Consider the following 25,699-nt stretch of genomic DNA (forward strand, 5'->3'; position numbering starts at 1 on the left):
GACGCTGCCTTAGCGAATACTGTGGCGGCTTCCCTCGCCGGCGTGGCTTCCGGGGGTCACGGGCGAGGCGGGGCTCGCGATGAAGACGGCGGCCTGGGTGCGCCGCTCGAAGCCAAGCTTGGCCAGCAGCGAGGAAACGTAGTTCTTGACCGTCTTCTCCGCGAGGAACATCTCGGCCGCTATCTGCCGGTTCGTCAATCCGCCGCCGACGAGTTCAAGCACGCGGCGCTCCTGCGGTGTCAGGGACGCCGTCCGGGGGTCCACCTCTTCGGCTTCGACCAGGCTGTCGACGATGCCCGCCGCGACGCCGTCCTCGAACAGCGATTCTCCGCGGGCCGCCCGCCGCAGCGCCCCAATCAGGTCCGTGCCGCCGATTTCCTTCAACACATAGCCACTCGCACCCGCCAGCACCGCGCCGCGCAGGGCTTGTTCGTCGTCGAAACTCGTGAGAATGATGCAGTTGAGCGAGGGGTCCACGGAACGGACGTCCCGGCAGACCTCGATGCCGGTCCCGTCCGGCAGCCGGGCGTCCAGGACACAGACGTCCGGATGCAATGCGGGGATGCGCCGTGTCGCTTCTACCGCGGACCCGGAGCTGCCCACGACGAGGAAGCCTTCGCCCTCCAGGAGTTCCTGCAGCCCCCGCCTGACGAGTTCATGGTCGTCGAGAATGAAGACGCGGATGACGGCCGGAAAGCCGTCGTGTGCAGAGAGACCTGCGTCTGCCCAGGCAATCATGATTCTCCCGTCCGGCCGCTGACGCTGCCTCGTGTGATGCGGTGCTCCCCAGCCTGCCGTGCCGATCGTGTCAGCGGACTGCGCGTGCTGATAACTTTGCCTGCCGAATGATTGTCGCCGTCTGAAGTGTCGCCGTCTGAATTGTCACTGACTCCATTGTCACTGAATCTATTGTCACGGTCCGACGGCGTTTTCCGTCAGCGGACTCTGCAATTCTTCTCCCCACCCTGATGCCGGACAAGGGCCGTTGGACCCAGACGGGCGGCGCCGCCCCCGCTTCAGCGGGTACCGCCACCGGACTGCGGTCCGTGACTTTCGGCCCTAGTCCTACCCCGGCGTGGGCGGGATGCTGGGGCAGGACGCGCTATCAGCAAGGGAATGGGATGCGCCATGAGCGACGCCAGGGGTGTCAAGAACATCGTGGTCGGCGTTGACGGGTCCGATGCCTCCATTGCGGCGCTCCGCTACGCGCAGAACCTGGCCGTCCCGCTCTCGGCCTCGGTGACCGCGCTGGCGTGCTGGGACATCCCGGCGGTCTACGACGGCTATGTTGCGATGGGGATCGACGACTTCGACGTGCGGGCCGGTGAAATCCTGCAGGAGGCCGTCGGAAAGGCGTTCGGCCCCGAGACGCCGGCCAACCTGGACACCCGTCTCGTGCAGGGCCACCCACGGCACACCCTGATCGAGGCCAGCCGTGACGCGGACCTGCTCATCGTGGGCCGGCGCGGGCATGGCGGCTTCGGGGGACTGCTGCTGGGCTCGGTGAGTTCGGCCCTGGTGGCGCATGCCCATTGCCCGGTGCTCGTCGTCCACACCCCGGAAGCCAAATAGGCAAGGACACCGCAGCAGCCCCTCAGACTCCGGTCTACTCGAAGGAGGCCCAGGGTCTATTCGAAGGAAGCCCGGCGCGGATCCGAGAGACGCGTGGTCCAAAGATCCGGCTTGTTCACTTTGAACCGGCGGCCGGTCAGCGCCTTCGGCGAGAGCCGTACGTAGTAGTCCTTGTCGCCCGGCTGCCATGGCTCAAGGAGAAGGGCATCGACTGCCTGCTTTTCCGCCAGGTTCTCGATCAGTTCGATCTCGCCGCGGGCCACGACGCTCCACGCCGTCTGTTCGTGCACGTCATAGCCGTCGATTTCAAAGGCGACGGGCTTGGCGGTCATGGCACCCCAGAGCTTGATGCCCCCGGCGGAGCGGAACACAATCGCCCGGCGCTCCAGCACGAAATTGACCGGGAAGATCTCCGGATGGCCGTCCACGATCAAGGCGATCCGCCCGACGACTCCGGTGTCCAGCAGCATCCAGCATTGGTCCATGGACAGTTGGCCGTCAGGCGGCGTTGCGCTCGTGTTCATAGAGACCCACGTTACACGGACCGCCCGGCAGGTCCATTAGGGCCGTAAGGCCTGTACCCCAAGCCTCAGACGGCCCGGGAGCTCCCGGCGGACGGTTACCAGGGGCTGGGCTTGTAATCCTTGAGGAAGACGCCGTACTGGTCCGCGCCTGCCTCGCCCATAACGATCGGATCGTAGACCCGGGCCGCACCGTCGACGAGGTCCAGGGGAGCGTGGAAGCCCTCCTCCATGAGCCGGACCTTCGTGTAGTGCGGGCGTTCATCCGTGATCCAGCCGGTGTCGACGGCGGTCATCAGGATGCCGTCGGCGTCGAGCATTTCCTGGGCGCTGGTGCGCGTCATCATGTTCAGCGCGGCTTTGGCCATGTTGGTGTGCGGGTGGCCGGGGCCCTTGTAGGCGCGGGAGAACTGGCCCTCCATGGCGCTGACATTCACGATGTACTTGCGCCTCGCGGTGGAGCGCTTCATGGCGCCGCGCAGGCGGCTGACCAGCAGGAACGGAGCGGTGACGTTGCACAACTGCACCTCCAGCAGCTCGAGCGGATCCACCTCGTCCACCACCTGGGTCCAGCTGTTGATGGTGGCCAGGTCCGGTACCAGGCCGCCGGCGTCGATGGCGGTGCCCGCTGAGATGCGCTCCAGCGACGCGGAGCCGGTGGACAGAGCGAGCGAGGTGATGGCATCGCCGGCGAGGACGGGATGCTCCAGCACGGTGCTGGCCAGTGCAAGCGGGTGCTTGTCGTGGGCGTGGCCGAAGGTGACGAGTTCGGGCCCGCCGTTGGCCGCCTCGAGTGCAGCGGGCAGCGGCTCGTCCTCGGCGTCGACGAGGGGCTTGTAGGCGTTCCCGGACCGGCGAACGGTCTGGGCCGCGTTGTTGATGATGATGTCCAGCGGGCCGGCCGCATCCAGGGTGTCCGTCAGCGCCAGCACCTGGGAGGGATCGCGGAGGTCGATCCCGACGATCCGGAGCCGGTGCAGCCACTCGCTGCTGTCCTCCATGGCAGCGAAGCGGCGGGCAGCGTCCTTGGGGAAGCGGGTGGTGATGGTGGTGTGGGCGCCGTCGCGGAGCAGCCGGAGCGCAATGTACATGCCGATCTTCGCCCGGCCGCCGGTCAGGAGCGCGCGGCGGCCGCTCAGGTCCGTGCGGGCATCCCTCTTGCTGTGGCTGAAGGCGGCGCACTCGGGACAGAGCTGATGGTAGAAGGCATCAACCTGGGTGAAATGCTGCTTGCAGATGTAGCAGGGGCGCGACTTGATCAGGTGCCCGGCGATCTCGCCTGTGGCGGACGGCGCGAGTTTGTTGCCGCGGGTTTCGTCGTCGATCCGGTCCGGGGCCGCCGTCGCGGTCTGGGCGATCACGGCCCGGTCCGCGTCGGCAATCAGATCCCGCTTGCTGACGCGCCGGTGCCGCTTGACCGCCTTGAACATTTTGCCGGTGGCGCGGCGCACCGAGACGTAGTCCGGGTGCTCCTCGTCGTAGACGTGGATGCTGTTCAGGACCTTGAGGCAGGCCTGGATTTCCTCGGCCGTCAAGTCGGCGGCCGCCAGGTCAGCAGGCGCCAAGTCGGCGGGGGTCAAGTCAGCAGAGATCAGTTCGGAAGGCAGATCGGGGGAGCTCATTGCCCCAATTTTACAGCCTGCAGGGAGCCCGGCCAGCCGTTGTCGCCGGGCTCCCGCTCCAGCAGATCCGGCTCAGGGCGTTTTGGGTGACTGCGTGCCGGGCACGCCGACACCCACGGCCGCGGCCTGGACTTCGCGGACCTTGTCCACGGAGTCCCGGATGGCGGGCCACTTTTCCGTGGCGGTCCTGACAGCATCCGGCACGAGGTGCAGGTTTGCGGCCGACAAGGCCCGCTCGGCGTCGTCCGGTTCCGGGACGAACTGACCCTTGGACAGGACCGTGATGCCGGAGTCCGTGACCTTGAACCCGCGGGCCCGGTCCAGCTCGTGGTCCAGGCCGATGGCCGCCCCCGCGGGCACCCTGACGTTCTTGTCGATGATGGCGCGTTTGACGACGGCGCCTTCGCCGATGTTGACCTTGTCCATCAGCACGGAGTCGAGCACCCGGCTGGAGGTACTGACATAGACGTCGTTGGACAGCACGGAGCCTTCCACGATGCCGCCGGAGACTACGACGCCGCTGGCTACGATCGAGTCCAGGGCCGTGCCGACGGTGCCGCCCTGGCCGCGGACAAACTTCGCCGGCGGGGAGATGCTCTGCCGGGTGTAGATGGGCCATTCCGAGTTGTACAGGTTGAATACCGGCACGGGGGAGATGAGGTCCATGTGCGCGTCGTAGAACGAGTCGATGGTGCCGACGTCGCGCCAGTAGGTGCGGTCACGTTCGGTGGAGCCGGGGATGTCGTTGAGGGTGAAGTCGTAGACGCCGGCCTCGCCCTGGTTGACGAAGTAGGGAATGATGTCGCCGCCCATGTCGTGCTTGGTGTCGAGCCGCTCCGCGTCGACGTGCAGGGCTTCAACGAGGGCGTCGGCGTTGAAGACATAGTTGCCCATGGACGCGAGGAACTGGCTGGGATCGGCGGCCAGGCCGGGCGTGGAGGAGGGCTTCTCGACGAAGGCGGCGATCTTCTGCGGATTGTCCTGGTCCACCTCGATGACGCCGAACTGGTCGGCCATGTTCAGCGGCTGGCGCACGGCGGCGACAGTTGCCTTGGCGCCGCTGGCAACATGCTGTTCCACCATCTGGGCGAAGTCCATGCGGTAGACGTGGTCGGCACCGACAACCACCACAATGTCCGGGTTGGCGTCGTGGATGAGGTTCAGTGACTGGTAGATGGCGTTGGCGCTGCCGAGGAACCAGCTCTTGCCCACGCGCTGCTGCGCGGGGACCGAGGCGACGTAGTTGCCCAGCTGCGTGGACATCCGCCAGGTCTCGGAAATGTGGCGGTCCAGGCTGTGCGACTTGTACTGCGTGAGGACAACGATCTGCAGGTACCGGGAATTCACCAGGTTGGACAGGGCAAAGTCTATGAGCCGGTAGCTTCCGGCAAAGGGTACGCCGGGTTTGGCCCGGTCCGCCGTCAACGGCATCAGCCGGTTGCCCTCGCCACCTGCAAGGACAATGGCCAGAACTTTCTTATGCGGCATGGTGGTCGCTCCTGTACGCCTTCGTAACTCCCCAACGGTTCGGCACGCCCGAACGTTCTTCACACTAGATCAGTTACACCGTAACGACTACCTTGGGGTTTGTGCGTATAGACATTGTGACCAAAGAATTCCCGCCCGAAATCTATGGCGGCGCCGGGGTCCACGTGGCCGAACTCAGCAGGGTGCTGGCCCAGCACGTGGATCTGCAGGTGCGCGCCTTCGGTGCGCCCCGTGAACCCGAGTACCACGGAGCGACGGTCACGTCCTACCCGGTGCCCGGGGACCTGGGCGGGGCGAATGCTGCCGTGCAGACGCTCGGGGTGGATTTGCGGATCGTCCCGGACATTGCCGGCGCGGATCTGGTGCACTCGCACACCTGGTACGCCAACATGGCCGGGCACATCGCCGCGCTGCTGCACGGGATTCCCCATGTGCTCAGCGCCCACAGCCTGGAGCCGCTCCGGCCATGGAAAGCCGAGCAGCTCGGTGGCGGCTACGCCGTGTCCTCCTGGGTGGAAAAGACCGCCTACGAGGCCGCCGCAGCCATCATCGCCGTCTCCGAGGGCATGCGGCAGGACATCCTGCGCAGCTACCCGGACGTCGACCCGGCCAAGGTCAAGGTGGTCCACAACGGCATCGATGTGAGCCAGTGGAACCGGGACGAGGGCGACGACATCATCCGTGCCCTCGGCATCGATCCGGAGCGGCCGAGCGTGGTCTTCGTGGGCCGCAACACCCGGCAGAAGGGCGTCCCGTACCTGCTGCGGGCCGCCGCGAAGCTCCCGGCCGACGTCCAGCTGGTCCTGTGCCTGGGTGCTGCGGACACTCCGGAGCTGGCGGCCGAAACGGCCCGCCTGATCGAGGAGCTGCAGAGCCAGCGCAGCGGCGTCATCCTGATTGAGCGGATGTTGCCGCGCAACGAGGTGATCCAGGTGCTCAGCCACGCGACCGCGTTCGCGTGCCCGTCCATCTACGAGCCGCTGGGCATCGTGAACCTTGAGGCAATGGCCTGTGGCGCCGCCGTCGTGGCCAGCGCCACCGGCGGCATCCCCGAGGTGGTCCAGCACGGCGAGACCGGGCTGCTGGTCCCGATCGAGCAGGTCACGGACGGCACGGGCATCCCGCTGGACCCGGAGAAATTCGTCACCGACTTTGCCGCCGCGCTCATCGAGGTGGTGTCCGATCCCGAGCGGGCCCGCGCCATGGGCCAGGCCGGCCGGCGCCGCGCGGAGGAGCACTTCTCCTGGGAATCCATTACCGAGACCACCCTCGAGGTGTACCGCTCGGTGCTCCCAGGCGGCTCCTGACGTCCCCTTCTGAAGAACAGACGGCGACGGCGCCGCCCCGGCTGTGGGAGCGGCGCCGTCGTCGTTGGCGGCCGTGGTCTTTGGGGTGACAGTTCAGCTCCGGGACGCCTTCTTGTCGAAGGCCGTGCGGGCCAACAGGATCTTCTCGTCCACGGGCGCCTGGCCGCTGGCGCGTTGCCGGCGGAAGTACTCCCGCGCCTCGTCCTGGCGGAGCTTTTCCGCGCCGGTGGCGATCTCGGCGCGGAGGTGTTCCGGGCCGAAGCCGAAGGCGTCCACCAGGTCCAGGGCGTGCGGGCGAATTTTCACCAGGAGCCGGTTGATGTATTCGCCCACGGTGCGGCCACGCTGCATGGACAGCCGGCCGTTCATGAGGTACCAGGCCAGGTTCTTCTCGATCAGGGACAGGCCGAAGAGGTCCCGGAGCCAGGTCAGGACCACCTCGGTGCCCGGGTCCGTGACCTTGCCGAGGGCGTCGGTGAACGCCTCCCACTGGAGCAGCTCGGCGTGCGCCTGGGCGGCTTCGATGAGTTCGTTCTGGTGCTGGTTGAACAGCGCGGCTCCCTGCTGCTGCGGCAGCTTGTTCGCCCCCTTCAGTCCGGCGGCCACCTCGGCCACCATGGTCTGGACCCGGTCCGTCAGCAGGGCCCGCTGGCTGGCTTCGTCCTTGATCGCGAGGGCCGCCTTCTGCACCGAACCCGAGTCGGCCACGAACTGGGCAACGCCGCGCAGGCCGGTGCGGTGGATCGCTACACCGGTGGCCTGCCCGACGACGTAGCGGGCCAGCACCCCGAAGTTCACGGTGCGGAATTCCCTGGCGTAGTCGGCCAGCAGGCGCTTGGCGACGAGCTGCAGCAGGACCGTGTTGTCGCCTTCGAAGGTGGCGTAGACGTCGAGGTCGGCGCGCAGCGAGGCGAAGCGGTTCTCGATCAGGAAGCCGGCGCCGCCGCAGGCCTCGCGGCATTCCTGCAGGGTGTCCAGGGCATGCCAGGTGCTGAGCGGCTTGAGGGCCGCGGCGAGGGTCTCAAGGTCCTGGCGGTCCTCGTCGGTGTCGTTCCTGCCGGAGAACACGTCGTCGAATTTCTGCAGCAGCTGTTCACTGGCGAAGCTCGCGGCATAGGTGGTGGCCAGCCGGGTGAAGAGCCTGCGCTGGTGCCGCTGGTAGTCCAGCAGGACCTCCTCGTCCGTCCGGGAGGAGGCGTTGAACTGGCGGCGTTCGGTGGCGTACTGGATGGCGGTTTTCAGGGCCAGTTTCGAGGCCGTCACCGCGGCGCCGTCGAGCGATACGCGGCCCTGGACCAGGGTGCCGAGCATCGTGAAGAAGCGGCGGCCCGGGCTGGAGATGGGGGAGCTGTAGCTGCCGGCGGCGTCCACGGTTCCGTAGCGGTTCAGCAGGTTCGTGCGGGGGATCCGGACGTGGGTGAAGTGCAGCCGGCCGTTGTCGATGCCGTTCAGGCCGCCCTTGACGCCGTCGTCGTCGCCGCCGATGCCCGGCAGGAATTCCTTCGTCCCGGGGTCCCGGAGGTCCATGTAGAAGGCGTGGACGCCGTGGTTCACGCCGTTGGTCACCAGCTGGGCGAACACGACGGCGGCCAGGCCGTCGGCCGCGGCGTTGCCGATGTAGTCCTTCCAGGCAGCCCGGAAGGGCGTGTGCACCACGAATTCCTCCGTGGCGGGGTCGTAGGTGGCGGTAGTGGCGATGCTGGCCACATCGGATCCGTGCCCGGTCTCGGTCATGGCGAAGCAGCCCGGTATGTCCAGGCTCATGATGCCGGGCAGCCACTTCTTGTGGTGTTCCGCGGTGCCCAGGTGGTTCACGGCGGAGCCGAACAGTCCCCACTGGACACCGGCCTTGATCTGCAGCGACGGGTCGGCGATGACCAGCTCCTGGAAACCGGCCACGTTGCCGCCGTGATCATCCGAGCCGCCCACGGACTTCGGGAAGGCGCGGTGCACGGCGCCGTTGTCCACCAGGATCTTCAGCTGGCCGAAGGCGCGTTTGCGGTGTTCGGTGTGGGTCAGGCCCTCGGTCTTGTACAGTTCCGGCCGGCCGGCCAGGGCCCTGGACTTCAGCCGTGTGTCGGCCCACTTTCCCAGCAGCAGCTCACCAAGCGCCGCAACGTCGACGGCGGCGGCTCCGGCCACCGCTGCCGGTGTGGCTGCCTGCGGCGTCGGGGCCGGGGTGGACTGGGTGGTCCTGCTGCCGTTGCCGGTGGGAATTCCGGCGGTTCGGTCCGTTAGTTCAGTCATGTCGATTCCTTCTTTGGTTCTGACAAGGTCGGTTCTGAAGTCTTGGATTCGAGGTTCCGGAGCTCGGGCGCGAGCCCGAGGCACAGCCAGTCGGTGATCTGGCGCGCCATCGCCTCTTGATCCGGTTTGCCGGGAGAGGCCGGACTCGCGAGCCATTGCTCGCCGGCATTCCGGACGAGGCCGATCGCGGCATTGGGCCAGTAGCCGATCACCGCTTCCCGTCCGGCGGACGGGGCCAGGTGGCTGCGCATGGGCCGGGCAATCATGTCGCTGATGGCGGCGAAGAAGTGGCCCAGGGCCCCGGCCGTGGCGATCGGACCGTTCGCCGTTCCCGCTTCGCCGGGCGCATAGCGGGTCACGAAGGCATAGACGTTGGGGCTTGTCTCGGCCATCTGCAGGTACGCGGAGACCATGGCGAACAGCCCCTGGCGGGGCGTCTGGGCGCCCTGGGCGGCTTCCTGGATGCGCCGCTGCATCTGGCTGAGCACCACTTCGCCCACCGCCTGCTGGAGCCCGGCCTTGTCCCCGAAGTACCGGTAGAACACAGATTTGGAGGTTCCTGCCGCTGCGGCGATCTCCTCCATGGAGGCGTCGCTGCCCAGCGCGTGCACGGCCCTGCGGGCTGACTTGATCAGCTCCCGCCGTCGATCCTCGCGGTGCTGCTGCCAGCGGGAGGCACGGCCGTCCACGGAGGACGAAACGTCCGGGGCAGCACCGGAGTCCGGAAGATCCACGGGATTGTTCACGATACCCAGCGTATCAGGTACGCTGGGTACCGGTAACCGCTTTGATCTAAGGAGACAGCCATGTCCGTCCACGGACAGTCCGCACCCGGACTCCAGGATTCGACCCCGTCCGCCGCCCCGGCAGCAGTGCCGCAGCTCCGCAGGGCAGTGGTGGTGGGCGGCAACCGGATTCCCTTCGCCCGGACGGGGGGCGCCTACACCAAGTCCTCCAACCAGGACATGCTCACCGCGGCCCTGGACGGCCTGATCGCCCGGTTCGGCCTGCAGGACGAACGCATCGGCGAAGTCGCCGCGGGCGCCGTGCTCAAGCACTCCCGCGACTTCAACCTGACGCGCGAAACCGTGCTTGGCTCCGCGCTCTCCGCCGAGACCCCGGCCTATGACCTGCAGCAGGCCTGCGCCACCGGGCTGGAAACGGTCCTGGGACTCGCCAACAAGATCAAGCTCGGCCAGATCGATTCAGCCATCGCCGGCGGCGTCGATTCCGCCTCGGACGCCCCCATCGCCGTGAGCGAGGGCCTGCGCGAGGTCCTGCTGGATCTGAACCGTGCCAAGACGCTGCCCCAGCGGCTCCAGGTCCTCAGCCGCCTCCGGCCCAAGGACCTCGTCCCCGATGCGCCGAACACCGGCGAACCGCGCACCGGGCTCTCCATGGGCGAGCACCAGGCGCTCACCACCGCCCAGTGGAAGATCACCCGCGAGGCGCAGGACGAGCTGGCGTACCACAGCCACCGGAACCTCGCCGCCGCCTATGACGCAGGCTTCTTCGACGACCTGCTCACCCCGTACCGCGGTCTCACCAAGGACTCGAACCTGCGCGCCGACACAAGCCTGGAGAAACTGGCCACACTCAAGCCCGTCTTCGGCAAGAACCTGGGCGCCGCGGCCACCATGACCGCCGGGAACTCCACACCCCTCACCGACGGCGCCTCCACCGTGCTGCTCGCCTCCGAGGAATGGGCTGACGCCCACGATCTGCCCAAGCTGGCCGCCGTCGTCGACGGCGAAGCGGCGGCCGTGGACTTTGTGCACGGCAAGGACGGCCTCCTGATGGCACCCGCCTTCGCCGTGCCGCGGCTGCTTGCCCGCAACGGCCTGACCCTCGATGACATCGATTTCTTCGAGATCCACGAGGCCTTTGCCGGCACCGTACTCAGCACCCTGGCTGCCTGGGAGGACGAGGAATTCGGCCGCACCCGGCTCGGACTCAAGGGTGCCTTCGGCAGCATCGACCGGTCCCGGCTCAACGTCAACGGCTCCTCGCTCGCCGCCGGCCACCCCTTCGCTGCCACGGGCGGACGGATCGTGGCCTCACTGGCGAAGATGCTGCACACCAAGGGCCGGGTGGACGGACGCCCGGCGCGCGGGCTCATCTCGATCTGCGCCGCGGGCGGCCAGGGCGTAGTCGCTATTCTTGAAGCACCCTAGGGGGATCCGATGACCGACAAATACACGCAGCTGGTGAGCCGGGGCCTGGGCAAGGACATCGCGCGGAAGCTCGGCCTGCCGCAGCCCGTGGAGCTCCGGCGCCATAAGCCGGGCCAGCCGCTCATTGACGGGCCGGTGCTGGTCCAGGGCGCCGGAACCGGCGCCGAGGAACTGGCGTCGACCCTCCTGGCCTGGAACCTGGATGTCCGGCGGCATGCGGTGCCGAAGGAAAAGCTCGGCGCCATCATCCTGGTCCTGGACGAGCTCACCGGGCCCGAGGACCTCGAGAAGCCCGTCCTCTCGGCCGCCACCTCACTGCGCGACCTGGCCGCCAACGCCCGCGTCATCACCGTGTCCCGCGCCGCCTGGGACACCACCGAACCCGCCGTCGCCGCAGCACGCCAGGGCGTCGACGGGCTGCTCCGTTCGCTGGCCAAGGAACTCCGCGCCGGTGCCACCGGCAACGGCATCCTGCTCGCCGACGGGGCCGGTACCACGAGTCCGAGCACCCTGGGCGCACTGCGCTTCTTCCTCTCGGGCCGCTCCGCGTACGTTGACGGGCAGTTCCTGACGGTCACCTCAGGTGCCGGGCAGCTGCCTGCCGACGTCGGGAAACCGCTGGCCGGCAAGGTCGCCGTCGTGACCGGTGCCGCCCGGGGCATCGGCGCCGCGATTGCGCGCACCCTGCACCGGGACGGCGCCACCCTGGTGGTCGTGGACATCCCGGCCGCCGGGGACCACCTCGCCAGGGTCGCCAATGAGGTGCACGGCACGGCTCTGCAGCTGGACATCAGCCGCGAGGACGCGGGGCAACGGATCATTGACCACGCAGTCCAACGCCACGGCCGGCTCGACATCGTGATCCACAACGCCGGGATCACGCGGGACAAGCTGCTGGCCAATATGGACCAGGGCCGCTGGAACTCGGTGATCGCCGTCAACATCGCCGCACAGCTGCGCATCAACGAGGCACTGCTGGCGTCCGAGCACTTCCGGAGCTCTCCGCGGATCGTGTCCGTTGCCTCGACGAGCGGGATCGCGGGCAACCGCGGCCAGACCAACTATGCGGCGTCCAAGGGCGGCGTGATGGGCATGGTCCGGGCCACGGCTCCGCTGATCGCCGTGCACGGCGGCTCCATCAACGCCGTGGCCCCGGGCTTCATCGAGACCGAGATGACGGCCCGGATCCCTTTCGCCACGCGCGAGGTGGCCCGGCGGCTCAACTCGCTGCAGCAGGGCGGCCAGCCGGGAGACGTGGCCGAGGCCATCGCGTTCCTGGCCAGCGACGCGGCCGCCGGGATCTCCGGCGACGTGCTGCGCGTCTGCGGGCAGAACCTGGTGGGAGCATGACCGGTTCCCAGCCCGTCATTCTGGGCGAGATGCCCTCGCTCTCCAAAATGTATGTGAACGCGGCAGCCACCGCGGCCCGGCGCCGCGTGCTTGGCACCCATGCGGGCACCGCCCTCCCCGACGGCAGCCATGAGGTCCGCGGCGTGAAGGCAGGGGTCGCGAATCTCACCGCGTACCAACACCTGATCGGCGAGACCGCGAGCGACATCCTCCCGGCCGGCTTCATCCATGCGCTGGCGTTTCCGCTGGCCATGAGCGTGATGAACCGCGACGACTTCCCGCTGCCCCTGCTCGGCATGATCCACCTGGGCAACCAGGTGGTGCAGTCCGCGCCGGTGCGCTTCACCGAGGCCGTGGACATCCGGGCCCGGGCGGAGAACCTGCGTGGCCACCGCTCCGGTACCCAGCTGGATCTCGTGGCCGAGGTGCGCGGCGCAGGGGATGGCGACCTCCGCTGGCGCGGCGTGTCCACCTATCTGGCCAAGGGCGTGTTCCTGCCCGGAATCGACAAGCTCTCGGCGCCGCCGGTGCAGGTGGACTTCAGGGCCCCGGATCCGACGGCGCTGTGGCAGCTGGGCGTGGATACGGGACGCGCCTACGCCGCCGTTTCCGGCGACTTCAACCCGATCCACTTGAGCGTCCTCTCGGCCAGGGCCCTGGGGCTGCGGCGGTCCATCGCGCATGGAATGTACCTCGCCTCGCGGGCACTGGCGGATGTGGGCGCCGTGAAAGGGGAGGCCTTCCGCTGGGATGTGGCCTTTGAGGCTCCGGTTTTCCTGCCCGCCCGCGTGGCGCTGGACATCAGCACCGTCCAGGACGACGACGGCGGCTGGCAGCGCTCGGACTATGTCGCCTGGAGTCCGCGTTCCGGCCGCAAGCACTTCAGCGGAGCAGTGGCGGCAGTGTAGGGTTTCCTCGCCTGGATCGACGACCACGGCGGCCGTCCGCGGGAACCACCGTGGGCGGCCGCCGTCGGCGTTCCCCGGCGCTTAGCTAAGGGCTACACAATTGAACGTTTGCGTGTCTGCGGTGTCGGCATGGTGACGGTCAGCGGCGGCCCACTGTAGAGAGCGGGCCGTCGCCATATGAAATGGAGCACGCTTGGACCGAGGGAGGCCGGTCAGCCCGAGGCGGTCTGACCCCTGGGGAAAACATTGGTCGTATGGTCTCATACCCTGCTTCTGCGGCCGGCAACGGCGCCATATATCAGCAGCACGATGACGGCGCCGAGGATTGAGAGAAGCCAGGTCCTCAGGTCGAAGAAGTCACCCAGGCCTCCGCCGAAAATCAATGAACCGATCCAGCCGCCGAGTATTGCTCCCACGACGCCCAGAACGAGGGTGATCACCCAGCCCCCGCCCTGCGGGCCGGGAAGGATGGCTTTAGCGATTGCTCCTGCGATAAGCCCGAGCAGGAGAAATCCGAGAATTCCCATGGCTGTACTTCCTTTCGGTAGGACCGTCGCGTGTTAAGCGGCCGTACCCATGAGTTAATCAGCATGCTTACGGCTCTGCAATGCCCACCACTCTAGACGACATGAGGGGGCCCCGGTTTGGGGCTGGAACCTCCGGTTCAAGTTGATCCGTGGGTTGCCATGCGGGACCGTGGTCTTGCCAACGGTAGAGCCACATTTGAAGGTGTGGAGGTTCCAGCTAAGGCTGAGGATACGAGGTTCACGGGGGTGTTGGGCTGATCCTCTATATGTGACAGAAAGTCGAGGGGTATTTGAAGCTCGGCGAAGTTTCCCGGAGACCGCGCACGGATTCTTTACTCCGGCATCCGTACCGTGCGAAGTCGAAGAGATGTTTCGCTACGACAGGGTCTTCTTTGGCTGCTGCGATGGCGGCGCCCAGTGAATCCATTGCCTGTTTCCACAGCACGTCTTTGTAACCCCTTGCGGGGGCGGACTCATAGACTGCGGTAGTGACAGACCTCCCAGCCTGATGACTGCAGTCCTCTCTCCCGGCAGGCCGCGTGGATGACCAGCGCCCCGGAGGTCGTTGGCCCTACTCTAAGGGGACGCCAATAAATAGAATTGCGTCATGGAACAGCTGCAGGACACGAGTGCTGAAGAACCGGCGTTGTCTGCCACCACGGTTTTCGCCAGTCTCGCGGAGTTGAGGGACGCCCCTGGCTATAGCCCAACGGCAATAGCCGAACGGCTAATAAACTCGCTGGGCATGGATGCTGCGGCACCCCTGCTGGGCGTCAATGTGGAACTTCTGGATCGCTGGACATCGGGCCAGGATGCGCCGAATGCGGCTGGCCGGCTCCAGCTTGCGGACCTGGACGCCCTTGTAGGGCACCTCCACTGTGCTTTCACGCCGGCCCAGGCCATGGTCTGGATGTGCAGCCCCAACGTGCAGCTGGGCTCCAGACCAATCGATGTTTACCGCATTCAGGGATCGGCGCCCGTGATCGGCGCCATCCGGGCCCACGTGCAGGAGGCCTTCGGCTGATTGGATTCTCCGGGCGGAGACCGACCAGGGCACAATCTCCGTGATCGGCCGGACCTCAACGACCTCCAAGTCCAGTGTCTTCGCCGCCGGTGACGTCATCGACCCGACCTACCGCCAGGCCATCACCGCTGCTGCTTCCGGCTGTGTCGCCGCTCAGGACGTCGAGCAGCCCCGATCATTGTCATCGCACAGTCCGTGGACGCGGATGGACAAGGAAGTCCGCGACGAGCAGCTCTAGGCGCCCTGCGATCAGGCGCTGAACTCTCCGGCGCTCAGCTTTCCAATAGCGCTGCTCTCAAGGTTCTCCAACAGGTGCCGCGGATTGTCGTATACCTCCGCGGCACGGACTTCATTCAGATTGCCTTGCGCGGGGCCGCGCACCGACCGCCGACTCCGGGTCCCCGGCATCTGCTTCATTGGGAACTGAAGTGTGGTTTTCTTATTCAGCCCAGGACAGGGTGCTGTCAAGGGACCCCAGCCAGAAATCAAGCGCCGCTACCTTGTCGCTGCTGCTGAACAGGGATTGATGCTACCGGATGCTTCAGCGCGACGGGTGGGACCGGCGCCCGGGACACAGGTGGAGCCCCACGCGGAGGGGTTGCCCGGCACAGGCGGTGGCCGGAAGGCGCCCCTGCACCGCCGGTTTCGGCTTGGAGAGTCCAATTCCCGCGACAGTCTGATGCCCGACCGGGGGAGATATGTCCTGTTGCCAGCGGTCTACGTAGGTGCCGGCTGGGTCGTGTCCTGACCTCCTTTCGGGTGTCCTCCGGCGCAAGGTCTTGTCGGGTGGCGCTGACGGCTCTACCGTGGTGCGGGGGGCTACATGAGCCGGCGGAGCATCCGGCGCCGGGGCATGCGTGGCCGGGAACCGCTTAAGGAGGCACTATTTGACGCTATATCAGCCTGAACCAGTGGAGATCTCCACCCGGATCCGCCCTGGAGAATGGACGGAGGAAAGCCTTTCTGCGACTGTGGCCGCGTATCGGCGCGAACTTCTGGGAATGGGGGCAGCGCCGTCCGAGATCAAGGTCGTGACTGATCGTGATGAAAGCGGCGGGGTCAGCGTGGTGGCAGCCTGGACGAAGCCCGACCTGATCGGGGAACCTGGGGTGACCGGGGAACCAGGGCCAGGAGCCACTGCCGGCTGACCAGCGCCCGGGGCCGCTTCTGAATAGTCCGCGGGAACCTGACCTCCAGCGGCGTCTTTGTGCCGGTACTCCGAAGGTTCTGAGGTGAGGTTGAGCTGCTTGTGGCCGGTTTGCCCGCTTAGTGATCAGTAGTATTTTTCTTGGCCGGGTGTTCCTCGCCGGCTGGATGGCGGGCCTGTTCGAGATGGTGCGCGAGCTTTTCTTCAGCGTCCGCGCGCCGTTTCCCGATGGTGCGCATCTGCTGCGTGGTCAGGTTTTCGCGCCGGACTTGGTGTCCGGAGTGGCGTGCGCGCCCGGCTCCGCCGGGAGCGCCAGCGGCGGGGCCATGTTCGGGGTGATCGCTCATGGAGAAATCGTCCCACAGCATTTCCGCAAGTAAAAGTGACCACATTTTCTCCCTGCAGACGACCTCGAAGAGACTCGCGGTCGACCGGACTTCCCAGGCCTGTCCTCGAGGCCGATCTCCAGAGGGTGTTGTCAGCCCGGGCTCTGGTGTCTTTGTCAGCACTTAGGCCGGAGTTACGCTGATCCATCGGGGCCGCCACCCTGATGAGGCCACGGTCGGCGGGTCCCGGACAGTGCCCTTCCGAACAAAAGAGTCAGTCAATGTCTCCCATCTCCCATCCCCGGAAAACCGCTCGTGCCAAGGGCCCGCACAGACAGCGGCTCTGGTGCACTCAATGCGACAGCGCCGAGCACCTGATCATCGAGTCCATCCAGCCTCTGGAACCGCCAAGAACAGGGCTCGTCCATGCCGCGCACTCGTGCAGTGACCGCGGCTTCTTCTATGAGCATCCGGCATTTGGGGCGCTCGTTGCCGCGATCTTGAACGGTCCAGGCCAAGGGGCTGGAGTGCTGAAGTTCGGCGGCGTGTATCTTCATTGCGGGGAACCGATGAGGACGGCCGGCTCCCAGCACCGCAGCATCTACGCGCCAGCGTCTACCGATCCTTCCCCGACTGTGCCACTGGAGGTATATCTGCGCACTAAACTCTTGGCCTGCGGTTGCGGATTCCCTGGAAATACCGGAATGATATCAACCCGGCCACAAGGGGTCACCGGCCGATTCTTGGCTGTTCCGATACCTGGCAACTGGTTACCAACACGAGCACCACCATGGTGGCGTTCCTGATGGTGGTCATCAACCGGGACAAGGAGGTCGGGCGTGTGGATCGGTCATGCTCGAACTCAAGGTGAGCAACGCCAAACGCTATGACGCCGAGAATGTGGGCGAGAAGGGATGGGATTTCCACCTGGAGGCCGCAGCGGCACTGCAGGACTTTCGTTTGTAGGTAGACCTCCAGCAGTCCCATGGACGGTCTGGATAGACGGGAGGCCGCTCTGGTGTCCTGCCGGTCACGGTGGGACGATGCATGTATGAGCGAGAATACGACGCACCGTTCCGACCGTTCTGCTCCTCGCGAAGAGGAACACGGGCATACCCACCCAGAGAAGCGATCCACGCAGCAGATGCGCACCGTGGCGTCAACGCCGCCGGGATTCCGAGAGAAGCTCGAAACACCACAAGCGCGAAGCCGGACAAAATCGACGGACTGATCCGGACGACGGACGACGGCCGACGGCCGACGGCCGATGACTGTCGACGGTAAGGGAACGGCGCTCCGCGCCGGAGGAAATCACGAACGCAACCCAACAAGAGGCCCCGGCGGGGTCGATGAGGTGAAACACGTAACCGGAAGGAAAGCCGATGGGCGGAAACACGCGGGCAGATGACAAGGGGAACAGCAACTCTTTCTCGGCGTACCTGCATAGCCATCTGATGGCTGCGTCCGCGGGCGAACGGCTGTTCGAGCAGGCGGCCAAGTCCTGGGCAGGTTCACCTCTCGGGACCGAACTGAGCCGGCTTGCCGTGGAGGTAAGCGAGGATAAAGCAGCGCTCCAGGAAATCTGTGAACAGATGCATGTGGACATGCCCGCGTATAAGAAACCTCTGGCATGGATCGGGGCGCACCTGGCCGCCTTGGACCCGCTGAATCCGATGCATTCCCCTGATGGGGCCGCCGGACAGCTGGAACTGGAAGCGCTCATTGCAGCAGTCTCCGGCAAAGTGCTGCTCTGGAAGACCCTCATCGTTCTGACCAGCACCGACCTGGAAATCGACCAGAACCGGATACAGCGTCTCCTCGATCGCGCAGTGGGACAGATCCGCGACCTGGAACCACTTCTCTTGGATACAAGCGGGAGCCGGCTCGCCCCTGTACCAGTATGAGGAGACGTTTTCCGATTCGGGGACGGCCGCGGTGAGGGCCTGCCCGGCCAGGGAACCCCAGTCAGGTTTGAGGAGGAAGAGTGCGACGGCGAAAACTATCAGGCTCAGCCCGAGCAGGCCGGTGACGTTTTCCATGATGGAGAATTTCACCCGCCAGATGACCAGCCAGACCGCCAGGACGGCCACGGGGATCCACAACAGATAGTGGACACTGCTGGCCAGTTGGAGCGCCAGGGAGATCCCGCCGAGTTCCAACCGTCATCAGGTTAATGAAAAACGATGCCCCGAGGTTCGCCAGGCCGGCACGGGCGCCGAGCCGCTCCCTGATCACCTCAAACGTCGCACGGCCGGACGCTGCAGCTACCCGCCCGGACATGTTCGCGAACAGGCAGATGCCCAGCACTCCGACCATCACCACCCAGACAAGGGACAGGCCAAAGCGGGAACCGACGACGGCGTTGGTCACCAGGTCGCCGATGTCGACAAAGCCTCCGATGGCGGTCAGAACGCCCAGGGCGACTCCCAGCAGCCGCTTCATTTCCCGCCCAGCCGCTTCTTCAGTTCCGACAGCCTGTCCGCCGCGGACTCCAGAAGACTGTCCGTTTCGGCGATTGACGGGGCACCGTCAGCACCGGACGCGGATTCGATGACTGCGACCATAGCGGCCATGCACTCATTCATGACCGACAGCGCCGCGCCGCGCACGTCGCGGTCCTCCTGCACCATGGGGGAGAGCTCCAGGACTGTTGTCCGCGCCTTTCCCAGCTGCTGCCGGGCATCCTCGAGCGCAGTTGACGCAGCGACGTCGGTTAATTGTCCGGATGCATCCATGGCGGCAGCCAGATGTGCCGTCCGACAGCCGAAATGCTCTCATCGACTGCCTGAGACACAGACTCCGTAACGCCGCCGGCGGCACAACCACCAAGCAACAACGAAAAGGCCAGTGGAAGGGCCGCGCGGCAACGGCAGGTCGTTCGTCTCTGCCCGCCAGCTCCCATGCGTGCCTCCAGATTTTCGGGACGAACCCGACCGGTCTAAAGGGCTTCACCTGCCCCGGAAACTCTGACCGCCGGGCCGGCGGTTTACGCTAGGGGCTTTGGTCCCGCCGCTCGCGGTCGTGACGTTCGCGCAGGTCGCGACCCCGCCGGATGTCCGCTTCCTCGCGGGCCTGGAGCTTGTCGCTCTGCTTTATGTCCCGGGGCGGCAGCTGGATGGTTTCCTCGGCCTTGATGCCGGCTTGGAGCTGGCGCCCGCGCTCCATCTCGGCGTCGAACTCGGCGCCGAAGAGCAGGGACATATTGAGGATCCACAGCCACAGCAGCATCACGATGACGCCGCCGATCGTGCCGTAGGTCTTGTTGTAGTTCCCGAAGTTGGCGACATAGAAGCCGAAACCCAGCGAAGCGATCACGAAAATCATCAGGGCAATGAAGGAACCCATGCTCATCCAGCGGAACTTCGGCTGCTTCACGTTGGGTGTGGCGTAGTACAGGGTGGCGATGACTGCCACCACGAGCAGCACGATCACGGGCCATTTGAGGATATTCCAGGTAGTCAGGAAGACTCCGCCCAGTCCAATCGCGCCGCCCACGGCCTCGGCCACAGGACCGCTGAGCACCAGCATGGCGGCCGTCAGTGCCACAATGACTACGGTGGTGAGGGTGACTGCCAGCATGGTGCTCCGCAGCTTGAAAAAGGGGCGGCCTTCATCGACTTCGTAGATGCGGTTCATTGCCCGACCAAAGGCACCGACGTAGCCTGACGCGGACCATAGGCCCGTCAGGACACCGACGATCAGTGTGATGCCGGCGGCCGATGAGCTGGTCAGCTCCTGGATGGGCTGTTTGATGATCTCCAGCGTGGTGCCGGGCGCGATGCGCTGGGCGATTTCCAGTATTGCCTCGGTGGTCTTCTCGGCCTGCCCGAAGATGCCGAGCAGCGAAACGAGGGCCAGCAGTGCAGGGAACATGGAAAGGACGCCGTAGTAGGTCAGGGCGGCGGCGAGGTCCGGGCACTGGTCCTTGGTGAATTCACGGAGTGTCTTCTTGGCGATGTATTTCCATGAGGGCCTGGTGACTTCGGTGGGGCTGTCCGGTTTGCGGGAATCGTCCGGGTCGGGTGCCGTCCGGGCCTTGGCGGTGCTGCTTTCATCGGTTTCAGCACCGGTATTCGCGGTGGTGCCGTTCTCGGTGGCGGGGTTGTTGGCCATGGGAAACATCCTCAAATCTGGACAGGCTTGCCCCGCCGCAGCGAGGACAGGCCTGCCCGGTACCGGTGTGGCTACACCTCCCGGACGTTGTCCTTGGCGTCCTCGGCGCGGTATTTCACGTCGTCAACGGCGGTTTGGCCTTCTGCTTTGACGTGGTCGGTGGCTTCCCGAGCGGTTGCCTTGACGTTTTCCATTGCTTCCTGCGTGGGCGCCTTCAGCCCTTCGGCGACGTCCTTCGCCGCTTCGGTCAGTTCGGTCGTGAGGGGCTCGGCATTGGCCTTGAGTGTTTCGGCGGCCGCCCGTTCCTTCTCACTGGCCGGGATCAGGGACGAGAGCAGCATTCCGGCACCGAAGGCGATCAGGCCGGCAGCGATCGGGTTGCCCTGGGTCTTCGCTTTGAGCTGGTGCGGCGCGTCACCGATCGCCGCGCCGGCGTCGGCCAGGTGCGCGCCGGCACTTCCGGTGACCGCATGGGCGCCTGAATGGACCCGGTCTGTGGAGGTGTGCTCGGCTGCTCCCATGACTTTCTCCTTCATGCCGAACACGGCGTCTTTAACCTTGTCCGTTTGCCGCTGGACTATGTGCGACGGGGTGACTTTGTCGGCCACGGCGTCGACGTCGGTGCCGAGCCGTGCACGGGTTGCTTCGATGTCGGCGCGGATGGCGTCCGGGTTTTCAGTCATCGTGTGTACCTGCTCTAGTGGCTGGGTTTGAGGGTGGGTGGTATTTCCTGGAGCGTCTCCGCGGTCCGGGGCATGCCCTTGATCGCGTTGAGCTGCTTGCGGCCGACGGCGGCCAGAACAGCGGCGATAATGCCCCAGATCACAGCGAGGACGACGGCGGACCAGCCCAGCCCCGTCACCGTTCCCAGCGCCCACCAGAGCGCCAGGGAAAGGAACAGGAGCACGAAGTGACCGGCCACGCCGGCCCCGGCCAGCATTCCGCTGCCCTTCCCGGCGCGGGTGGCCGACTGCTTCAGCTCGGCTTTGGCGAGTTCCACCTCCTGGCGCATCAGCGTGGACATGTCCCGGGTCACGTCTCCGAGCAGGTCACCGAGGGACGTCGTCTCCGCCTTCGCTTGCGCAGCCGAGGGAGGTGTTTCCGGAAATTGGCTGCTCATCGCCGACCGCCACCGAGGGGATCGTCACGGTACGGGACGTCGTCCGCACGGTCGCCGGCCGGCGGGGCTTCCGGGACGCCGTGGCCGGCCATGGTATCGCCGGACCGCTCGTCCTGCTGCGTTCCTTCGTCCGCAAGCGGGTTGGGCGGATAGATGTCCGCCGGATGCGTACTGGGAGCGCCCGCATACGAGCCCGCACGGCCGTCTGCGCCTGCCATTCCAGCGGTCGTGACATCCGGGCCCGGCAGCTGAACCGGAGGCGGGGGAACGGCCGTTCCGGCTCCGGCCTGGTAGGAGCCGGAGGTGCGGTCATCGGGAGCGCCGGAGATCGGTGCCCGTTCGGCACTCCCGCTTCCTGCCGTAGCGGCCTGGTTGTCCGGGGCTCCCTCGCTGAGGCTGCGCGTCAACCGGCCGGCCAGGATTCCCGCCCCGGCCGCCAGGAGCAGGAACGTGCCCGGGCGCTGCCGTGCAAAGGTCTTCACCTCGTTGAGCAGCGAGCCAGGGTCCCGGCCCTCCAGCCACGACGCCACGGAGGCAGACCGGTCCGCCGCCTGTCGAACCAGATCCGTGGCCACGCCGGGCTGCACGGAAGCGTCAGCCATCGTGCGGAGCTCGCCGGAGATGGAATGCATGCCCTGGGCCACCTTTTGCTGCTGCATCCCGGCCTGGTCCGTGAGGTCCGTCTTTGCCATGTAGAGCAGATCCTTGGCATTGGCTTTGACCTCACCGGCGACCTTGGTGGCCTCGGCCTTAGCGGTTTCCCCCACGTGCTGCGCGGAGTCGGTTACCTGGTGGGCAACATCCCCGGCCTCATGCTTGGCTGTCTCCGTCTTCGACGGCGAACCCGGTGTACCCGGCGCCGCCGGATAAGCGGCATCGTTCGGGACGGACGTTTGCTGGCTGGCCCCAAGGGTGCCGTAGCTCCCGTCCTGCGGCCATTGGCTCTCTGTCATCTTCGCGCTCTTTCCAAACGGTTGGCTGCTGATCAAGATCCAGAAATTACTGGCGATAAAATCGTAAGCTTGATTACTATCAGATAGTAAGTGCCTTGCTGCATCAATTTTGTGGGTGATGGCAGGCCCCGATTCGGGGTTTGACTGCCCTAGCGCCCCGGCCTCGGACACGGGGGCGGCTCCGGATGAACCGGGGAGGATGCAAGCGGTCTGCCATCGGCCAGGACGCCACAACTACGAACGGGCTTGAACATGAATGCGGGACGGCATGGGAGCGACACAATCGGCGAACGCTCGTTGGCTGCGTACCTGCACCGTAACCTGATAGCCGCGGCGGCCGGTGAGCGTCTCTTCGGGCAGGCGGCCAGGACCTGGAAGGGCTCGCCCACGGCGAAACTCTCGGCCGGCTCTCGAGGGAAGTCGGCGCCGACACGGCAGCCCGTCAGGGCATTACCGGCGTAGTGGGTATCCGGTTAGCTCAGGTTGTGCTTTTCGATCCCGGACCGTGGGCGACGATTTGGCGATAGGTGGCTGGCGCCTGCTGTGCGCCGAGACCGAGCAGGGATTGGAAGGCCGCCATGGGTGTGCTGCGCCGGTTGTAGCGGAACGTTAACTCGTCGAGGTACACCTGCAGGTGTTCATTGCCCACGGAGCGGTGGGTTCCCCGCAGCCATGTCTTGAAGTTGCTGATGGCGCGGTGCACGCGGGGAAGGACAGGGTCGGGGTCGCCGGCTCTTTTGGCGGCCCGCTGGGATCGCGGGCGGTGGTCGTAGCCTTTGTTCCTCAACGGGACGTACCCCATCCAGCCGTCGGTGTGCACGATGGCGCCGGGAGCCACAGTGTCTGTCACGAAAGTGCCCAAGGTGTCGCCGGACGCGTTGGGGATCACCTTCATCCGGACGCGTCCGGAGCCCTGACCACGCACCTCCACCGCCACGACTATCTGCGCGGCCCGGGCCGTGAGATTTCTGCCGCCGCGCCGGCCCACCTCCGGGCCGCCGACTTCGCATTCGTCCACCTCTACCTCGCCGGTCAGCAGGGTGCGTTCGGGGTTGACCATGGCGCGGCGCAGTTTGTGGAGCATGGTCCAGGCCGTCTCGTAGCGGCTGAGTCCGAGCTGGCGCTGCAGCTGCCTGGCCGAGATCCCCGGAGTTCCCGTCGTCATCAGGTAGGCCGCCCAGAACCACAAATGCAGTGCAGTGTGGGTCTTGTGGAGCACGGTACCGGCTGTCAGCGAAACCTGGTAACGGCATGCGGCGCATTCCCACAGCCCCCGCGCCGCCACGGGCCAGGCGGACTCCCCCTTGCACCGGGGACACGAATAGCCATCCGGCCAGCGGCACTCAAACAGATAGCCCAGGCAAGCCTGCTCGTCGCCGAATCTCGCCTGGAACTCCAGAATCGTCTTCGGAAAGTCCGGTCTCGACATTTACGCAGTCTACCTGAGCTAACCGGATACCCACTACCGACGATATTGGCCTGAGCATCCTGGCCTACAAAAAGCCCTTTGCCTGGATCGGTGCGCAAGTCGCGTCGCTTGGCCCGCTCAACCCGCTGTACGCAAGGACCGGCGCGCCGCCGGACAGCTTGAGCTCGAAGCCCTGATCGGCGCCGTCACCGGCAAGCTCTTCGGCGACGGCCATCCTCCCGTCATCTTCCGGCGCGGAGTTGGCGGGCCCCCGGGGTTCGGGTCATCACGCGCCGTGCCCCAGCGTGGCGGAACCGATCAGAAGCGCTTGGCGGCGCGGCGGAACCGGGCTAGCCTTGCGCTATGCGGATCGGCATCGTGGCCCCGCCCTGGATTCCCGTGCCGCCGCCGGGATACGGGGGAATTGAATCGGTGATAGACACCTTGGCCCGTGGCCTGGTCCGGGCGGGACACGAGGTGTTGCTCGCCGCGCCGCAGGAGAGCACGTGTCCGGTCCGGACGGTTCCCGGGACCGGGTCCGCGAAGGGCGTCACCATGGGCAACACCCTGGACGAGTTGGAACACGTCGTTCGTGCGTACGCCGCCATGGCGGACACCGATATCATCCACGACCACACGCTCGCCGGCCCCGTGTACCGCCACCGGCCTGCCGGCGTTCCGGTCGTGACCACGGTGCATAGCCCCTTTGCGGCAAAGGTCCGGTCACTCTGTCGGGCCTTCGACGCCGATGTGGCCATCGTGGCGATATCGGAGCACCAGGCCGGCACGGCAGCGGACATTCCGATCGCTGCCGTCATCCATCATGGCCTGGCGATGGACGGGATCCCCGTCGGCCGGGGAGACGGGGGCTATGCGTGCTTTCTGGGCCGAATGCACCCGCACAAGGGAGTCACGCAGGCCATCGAGATCGCGCGGGCGGGCGGGGTTCCGCTCCGCATTGCCGCAAAGATGCAGAATCAGCAGGAACATGAGTACTTCAACACGCAGATCCGGCCAAGGCTAAGTTCCAATGAGGAGTTTCTCGGCGAGGTGGGCGGCCTGGAGAAATACGAGCTGCTGGGCGGAGCACTTGCCCTGATCAATCCGATCCAATGGCCGGAACCTTTCGGGATGGTCATGATCGAGTCGCTGGCGGCGGGAACCCCGGTGCTGGCCACTCCCAACGGTTCGGCCCCCGAAATTGTCGAAGACGCGGTCAGCGGCTTCCTCAGGTCCACGACCATGGGGCTGGTGCGTGCCCTGCCGGACTGCGAACGGCTGGACCGGACGGCCTGCCGCCGGGCCGTGGAGCAGAATTTCAGTGCCGATCGAATGGTCGCCGCGCATCTTGCCCTCTACACCGAGATCTGCGCCGGCACCGCGGCACCGACGGTCGCTGCGGCCGCCCCGGAGCCCATCAATACGTGGCGCTTCCCCGACCGACAAATGGCGCTGCCCGGTTCCACCGTTTTTGTTGACGATGGCGGCATCGACGCTGCCCGATGACGAGCCGCGCTTCGGATCCAACACCGGCGGCCTGTGTGTGGCTGCGCCAGGGCGATAGATTATCCCTCGGCCACAGGATCAGATGCGGGTGCCGAGTCGAATTCGGGCCGGCCTGTCCGGTGCCGGCGGTTCAGCCGTCGCTGCCAATCCCGATGGACCTCATCCGGGGAGGACGGTCGGAGCATCGCGGCGCCACGGAGCGGCCGCGACTCTTGAGCGCGGAACGCGGCCGCTCCGCTGTTCCATCAGTCCGCGGACAGTCTCGGTTGCGACCACAGCACAGGCGCATCTATCCCTGTTGCCTCATTGCAATACCTCCGGGAAGAGTGATTCGTTGCCTCATCTGAAAACCTCCGCCTGGGTGTTTCGTTGCCTCATTGAAAAAC

General features: G+C 66.2%; 24 protein-coding genes and 2 pseudogenes. 11 read left to right on the forward strand and 15 right to left on the reverse strand.

Features of this window, described 5'->3' with window-relative positions; genetic code table 11:
• Positions 1-9: 9 nt before the first annotated feature.
• Positions 10-738 carry a response regulator gene (locus ACVWZ8_RS18510; protein WP_426977878.1) on the reverse strand — a complete coding sequence of 243 codons (729 nt, stop codon included), beginning with the start codon at positions 736-738 and terminating at the stop codon, positions 10-12.
• 390 nt (positions 739-1,128) lie between these two features.
• Here ACVWZ8_RS18510 and ACVWZ8_RS18515 point away from each other — a divergent pair, with 390 nt between their 5' ends.
• Positions 1,129-1,572: a universal stress protein gene (locus tag ACVWZ8_RS18515; RefSeq protein WP_426977877.1), complete on the forward strand. Its 444-nt coding sequence runs from the start codon at positions 1,129-1,131 to the stop codon at positions 1,570-1,572.
• A gap of 56 nt (positions 1,573-1,628) precedes the next feature.
• Here ACVWZ8_RS18515 and ACVWZ8_RS18520 read toward each other — a convergent pair whose 3' ends face one another.
• From ACVWZ8_RS18520 to glgC, 3 genes are all read right to left on the reverse strand, one after another.
• Positions 1,629-2,096, reverse strand: coding sequence for a pyridoxamine 5'-phosphate oxidase family protein (locus ACVWZ8_RS18520; protein ID WP_426977876.1), 468 nt, complete (start codon positions 2,094-2,096; stop codon positions 1,629-1,631).
• 95 nt (positions 2,097-2,191) lie between these two features.
• Positions 2,192-3,643, reverse strand: coding sequence for an SDR family NAD(P)-dependent oxidoreductase (locus tag ACVWZ8_RS18525; protein WP_426979907.1), 1,452 nt, complete (start codon positions 3,641-3,643; stop codon positions 2,192-2,194).
• Between the two features lie 144 nt (positions 3,644-3,787).
• The gene (glgC, locus tag ACVWZ8_RS18530; protein ID WP_426977875.1) at positions 3,788-5,203 is read right to left on the reverse strand and encodes a glucose-1-phosphate adenylyltransferase; all 1,416 of its coding nucleotides are present in this window, start codon (positions 5,201-5,203) and stop codon (positions 3,788-3,790) included.
• Positions 5,204-5,304: 101 nt separating this feature from the next.
• Between glgC and glgA the strand changes: the two genes are divergently transcribed.
• Positions 5,305-6,510, forward strand: coding sequence for a glycogen synthase (gene glgA, locus ACVWZ8_RS18535; protein ID WP_456505440.1), 1,206 nt, complete (start codon positions 5,305-5,307; stop codon positions 6,508-6,510).
• A gap of 93 nt (positions 6,511-6,603) precedes the next feature.
• On the opposite strand, the gene ACVWZ8_RS18540 is transcribed toward glgA, so the two are convergent.
• Entirely contained in the window at positions 6,604-8,757 is a 2,154-nt protein-coding gene (locus ACVWZ8_RS18540; protein ID WP_456505441.1) for an acyl-CoA dehydrogenase family protein, read from the reverse strand.
• Complete coding sequence (locus ACVWZ8_RS18545; RefSeq protein WP_426977872.1) at positions 8,754-9,503, reverse strand: TetR family transcriptional regulator; 750 nt, start codon at positions 9,501-9,503, stop codon at positions 8,754-8,756. Before ACVWZ8_RS18545 ends, ACVWZ8_RS18540 begins: the two co-directional genes overlap by 4 nt.
• Positions 9,504-9,563: 60 nt before the next feature.
• Here ACVWZ8_RS18545 and ACVWZ8_RS18550 point away from each other — a divergent pair, with 60 nt between their 5' ends.
• From ACVWZ8_RS18550 to ACVWZ8_RS18560, 3 genes are read left to right on the forward strand one after another with little or no spacing between them, the layout of a single operon-like run.
• The gene (locus ACVWZ8_RS18550) at positions 9,564-10,931 is read left to right on the forward strand and encodes an acetyl-CoA C-acetyltransferase (RefSeq protein WP_426977871.1); all 1,368 of its coding nucleotides are present in this window, start codon (positions 9,564-9,566) and stop codon (positions 10,929-10,931) included.
• Between the two features lie 9 nt (positions 10,932-10,940).
• Positions 10,941-12,281 (forward strand): 3-oxoacyl-ACP reductase, encoded by a 1,341-nt coding sequence (locus ACVWZ8_RS18555; RefSeq protein ID WP_426977870.1) that lies wholly within the window; start codon positions 10,941-10,943, stop codon positions 12,279-12,281.
• Positions 12,278-13,189: a MaoC family dehydratase gene (locus ACVWZ8_RS18560; protein WP_456505442.1), complete on the forward strand. Its 912-nt coding sequence runs from the start codon at positions 12,278-12,280 to the stop codon at positions 13,187-13,189. Before ACVWZ8_RS18555 ends, ACVWZ8_RS18560 begins: the two co-directional genes overlap by 4 nt.
• Positions 13,190-13,449: 260 nt before the next feature.
• On the opposite strand, the gene ACVWZ8_RS18565 is transcribed toward ACVWZ8_RS18560, so the two are convergent.
• Complete coding sequence (locus ACVWZ8_RS18565; RefSeq protein ID WP_456505443.1) at positions 13,450-13,716, reverse strand: GlsB/YeaQ/YmgE family stress response membrane protein; 267 nt, start codon at positions 13,714-13,716, stop codon at positions 13,450-13,452.
• Between the two features lie 607 nt (positions 13,717-14,323).
• On the opposite strand from ACVWZ8_RS18565, the gene ACVWZ8_RS18570 reads away from it, so the two are divergent.
• The 5 genes and pseudogenes from ACVWZ8_RS18570 (at position 14,324) to ACVWZ8_RS18590 (ending at position 18,117) form a co-directional block, all read left to right on the forward strand.
• Positions 14,324-14,740: a hypothetical protein gene (locus ACVWZ8_RS18570; protein WP_456505444.1), complete on the forward strand. Its 417-nt coding sequence runs from the start codon at positions 14,324-14,326 to the stop codon at positions 14,738-14,740.
• A gap of 19 nt (positions 14,741-14,759) precedes the next feature.
• Positions 14,760-14,978: pseudogene (locus ACVWZ8_RS18575) on the forward strand (hypothetical protein); the annotation flags it as partial.
• Positions 14,979-16,009: 1,031 nt separating this feature from the next.
• Positions 16,010-16,267 carry a hypothetical protein gene (locus ACVWZ8_RS18580; RefSeq protein WP_426977866.1) on the forward strand — a complete coding sequence of 86 codons (258 nt, stop codon included), beginning with the start codon at positions 16,010-16,012 and terminating at the stop codon, positions 16,265-16,267.
• Positions 16,268-16,892: 625 nt separating this feature from the next.
• Complete coding sequence (locus tag ACVWZ8_RS18585; RefSeq protein WP_456505445.1) at positions 16,893-17,084, forward strand: low affinity iron permease family protein; 192 nt, start codon at positions 16,893-16,895, stop codon at positions 17,082-17,084.
• Between the two features lie 511 nt (positions 17,085-17,595).
• Complete coding sequence (locus tag ACVWZ8_RS18590; RefSeq protein WP_456506008.1) at positions 17,596-18,117, forward strand: hypothetical protein; 522 nt, start codon at positions 17,596-17,598, stop codon at positions 18,115-18,117.
• On the opposite strand, the pseudogene ACVWZ8_RS18595 reads toward ACVWZ8_RS18590, so the two are convergent.
• The 8 genes and pseudogenes from ACVWZ8_RS18595 to ACVWZ8_RS18630 form a co-directional block, all read right to left on the reverse strand.
• Positions 18,106-18,655: pseudogene (locus ACVWZ8_RS18595) on the reverse strand (Nramp family divalent metal transporter); the annotation flags it as partial. The gene ACVWZ8_RS18590 and the pseudogene ACVWZ8_RS18595 sit on opposite strands and share 12 nt — an antisense overlap.
• Positions 18,652-18,948, reverse strand: coding sequence for a hypothetical protein (locus tag ACVWZ8_RS18600; RefSeq protein ID WP_426977863.1), 297 nt, complete (start codon positions 18,946-18,948; stop codon positions 18,652-18,654). The pseudogene ACVWZ8_RS18595 and the gene ACVWZ8_RS18600, both read right to left, overlap by 4 nt.
• 256 nt (positions 18,949-19,204) lie before the next feature.
• The gene (locus ACVWZ8_RS18605; RefSeq protein WP_456505446.1) at positions 19,205-20,326 is read right to left on the reverse strand and encodes a YihY/virulence factor BrkB family protein; all 1,122 of its coding nucleotides are present in this window, start codon (positions 20,324-20,326) and stop codon (positions 19,205-19,207) included.
• Between the two features lie 71 nt (positions 20,327-20,397).
• The gene (locus ACVWZ8_RS18610) at positions 20,398-21,009 is read right to left on the reverse strand and encodes a DUF3618 domain-containing protein (RefSeq protein WP_426977861.1); all 612 of its coding nucleotides are present in this window, start codon (positions 21,007-21,009) and stop codon (positions 20,398-20,400) included.
• Positions 21,010-21,023: 14 nt separating this feature from the next.
• Complete coding sequence (locus tag ACVWZ8_RS18615) at positions 21,024-21,446, reverse strand: phage holin family protein (protein WP_426977860.1); 423 nt, start codon at positions 21,444-21,446, stop codon at positions 21,024-21,026.
• Positions 21,443-22,399, reverse strand: coding sequence for a hypothetical protein (locus ACVWZ8_RS18620; protein ID WP_456505447.1), 957 nt, complete (start codon positions 22,397-22,399; stop codon positions 21,443-21,445). Before ACVWZ8_RS18620 ends, ACVWZ8_RS18615 begins: the two co-directional genes overlap by 4 nt.
• Before the next feature lie 478 nt (positions 22,400-22,877).
• Positions 22,878-23,828, reverse strand: coding sequence for an IS1595 family transposase (locus ACVWZ8_RS18625; protein WP_456504401.1), 951 nt, complete (start codon positions 23,826-23,828; stop codon positions 22,878-22,880).
• Positions 23,829-23,892: 64 nt separating this feature from the next.
• Complete coding sequence (locus ACVWZ8_RS18630; RefSeq protein ID WP_426977858.1) at positions 23,893-24,042, reverse strand: hypothetical protein; 150 nt, start codon at positions 24,040-24,042, stop codon at positions 23,893-23,895.
• A 128-nt stretch (positions 24,043-24,170) separates the two neighbouring features.
• On the opposite strand from ACVWZ8_RS18630, the gene ACVWZ8_RS18635 reads away from it, so the two are divergent.
• A complete protein-coding gene (locus ACVWZ8_RS18635; RefSeq protein ID WP_426977857.1) occupies positions 24,171-25,313 on the forward strand; it encodes a glycosyltransferase family 4 protein in 1,143 nt (380 codons plus the stop codon).
• Positions 25,314-25,699: the final 386 nt, after the last annotated feature.

This window comes from Arthrobacter sp. UYCu723 (genome assembly GCF_054059215.1).

Bases quoted from the DNA above. Each gene is read 5' to 3' on its own strand.
- ACVWZ8_RS18635 (WP_426977857.1), top strand. From the start codon at position 24,171: ATGCGGATCGGCATCGTGGCCCCGCCCTGGATTCCCGTGCCGCCGCCG.
- ACVWZ8_RS18590 (WP_456506008.1), top strand. From the start codon at position 17,596: ATGGGCGGAAACACGCGGGCAGATGACAAGGGGAACAGCAACTCTTTC.
- ACVWZ8_RS18550 (WP_426977871.1), top strand. From the start codon at position 9,564: ATGTCCGTCCACGGACAGTCCGCACCCGGACTCCAGGATTCGACCCCG.
- ACVWZ8_RS18625 (WP_456504401.1), bottom strand. From the start codon at position 23,828: ATGTCGAGACCGGACTTTCCGAAGACGATTCTGGAGTTCCAGGCGAGA.
- ACVWZ8_RS18540 (WP_456505441.1), bottom strand. From the start codon at position 8,757: ATGACTGAACTAACGGACCGAACCGCCGGAATTCCCACCGGCAACGGC.
- ACVWZ8_RS18615 (WP_426977860.1), bottom strand. From the start codon at position 21,446: ATGAGCAGCCAATTTCCGGAAACACCTCCCTCGGCTGCGCAAGCGAAG.
- ACVWZ8_RS18610 (WP_426977861.1), bottom strand. From the start codon at position 21,009: ATGACTGAAAACCCGGACGCCATCCGCGCCGACATCGAAGCAACCCGT.
- ACVWZ8_RS18565 (WP_456505443.1), bottom strand. From the start codon at position 13,716: ATGGGAATTCTCGGATTTCTCCTGCTCGGGCTTATCGCAGGAGCAATC.
- ACVWZ8_RS18515 (WP_426977877.1), top strand. From the start codon at position 1,129: ATGAGCGACGCCAGGGGTGTCAAGAACATCGTGGTCGGCGTTGACGGG.
- ACVWZ8_RS18570 (WP_456505444.1), top strand. From the start codon at position 14,324: ATGGAACAGCTGCAGGACACGAGTGCTGAAGAACCGGCGTTGTCTGCC.
- ACVWZ8_RS18555 (WP_426977870.1), top strand. From the start codon at position 10,941: ATGACCGACAAATACACGCAGCTGGTGAGCCGGGGCCTGGGCAAGGAC.
- ACVWZ8_RS18620 (WP_456505447.1), bottom strand. From the start codon at position 22,399: ATGACAGAGAGCCAATGGCCGCAGGACGGGAGCTACGGCACCCTTGGG.
- ACVWZ8_RS18510 (WP_426977878.1), bottom strand. From the start codon at position 738: ATGATTGCCTGGGCAGACGCAGGTCTCTCTGCACACGACGGCTTTCCG.
- ACVWZ8_RS18600 (WP_426977863.1), bottom strand. From the start codon at position 18,948: ATGGATGCATCCGGACAATTAACCGACGTCGCTGCGTCAACTGCGCTC.
- ACVWZ8_RS18560 (WP_456505442.1), top strand. From the start codon at position 12,278: ATGACCGGTTCCCAGCCCGTCATTCTGGGCGAGATGCCCTCGCTCTCC.
- ACVWZ8_RS18520 (WP_426977876.1), bottom strand. From the start codon at position 2,096: ATGAACACGAGCGCAACGCCGCCTGACGGCCAACTGTCCATGGACCAA.
- ACVWZ8_RS18605 (WP_456505446.1), bottom strand. From the start codon at position 20,326: ATGGCCAACAACCCCGCCACCGAGAACGGCACCACCGCGAATACCGGT.
- ACVWZ8_RS18630 (WP_426977858.1), bottom strand. From the start codon at position 24,042: ATGGCCGTCGCCGAAGAGCTTGCCGGTGACGGCGCCGATCAGGGCTTC.
- glgC (WP_426977875.1), bottom strand. From the start codon at position 5,203: ATGCCGCATAAGAAAGTTCTGGCCATTGTCCTTGCAGGTGGCGAGGGC.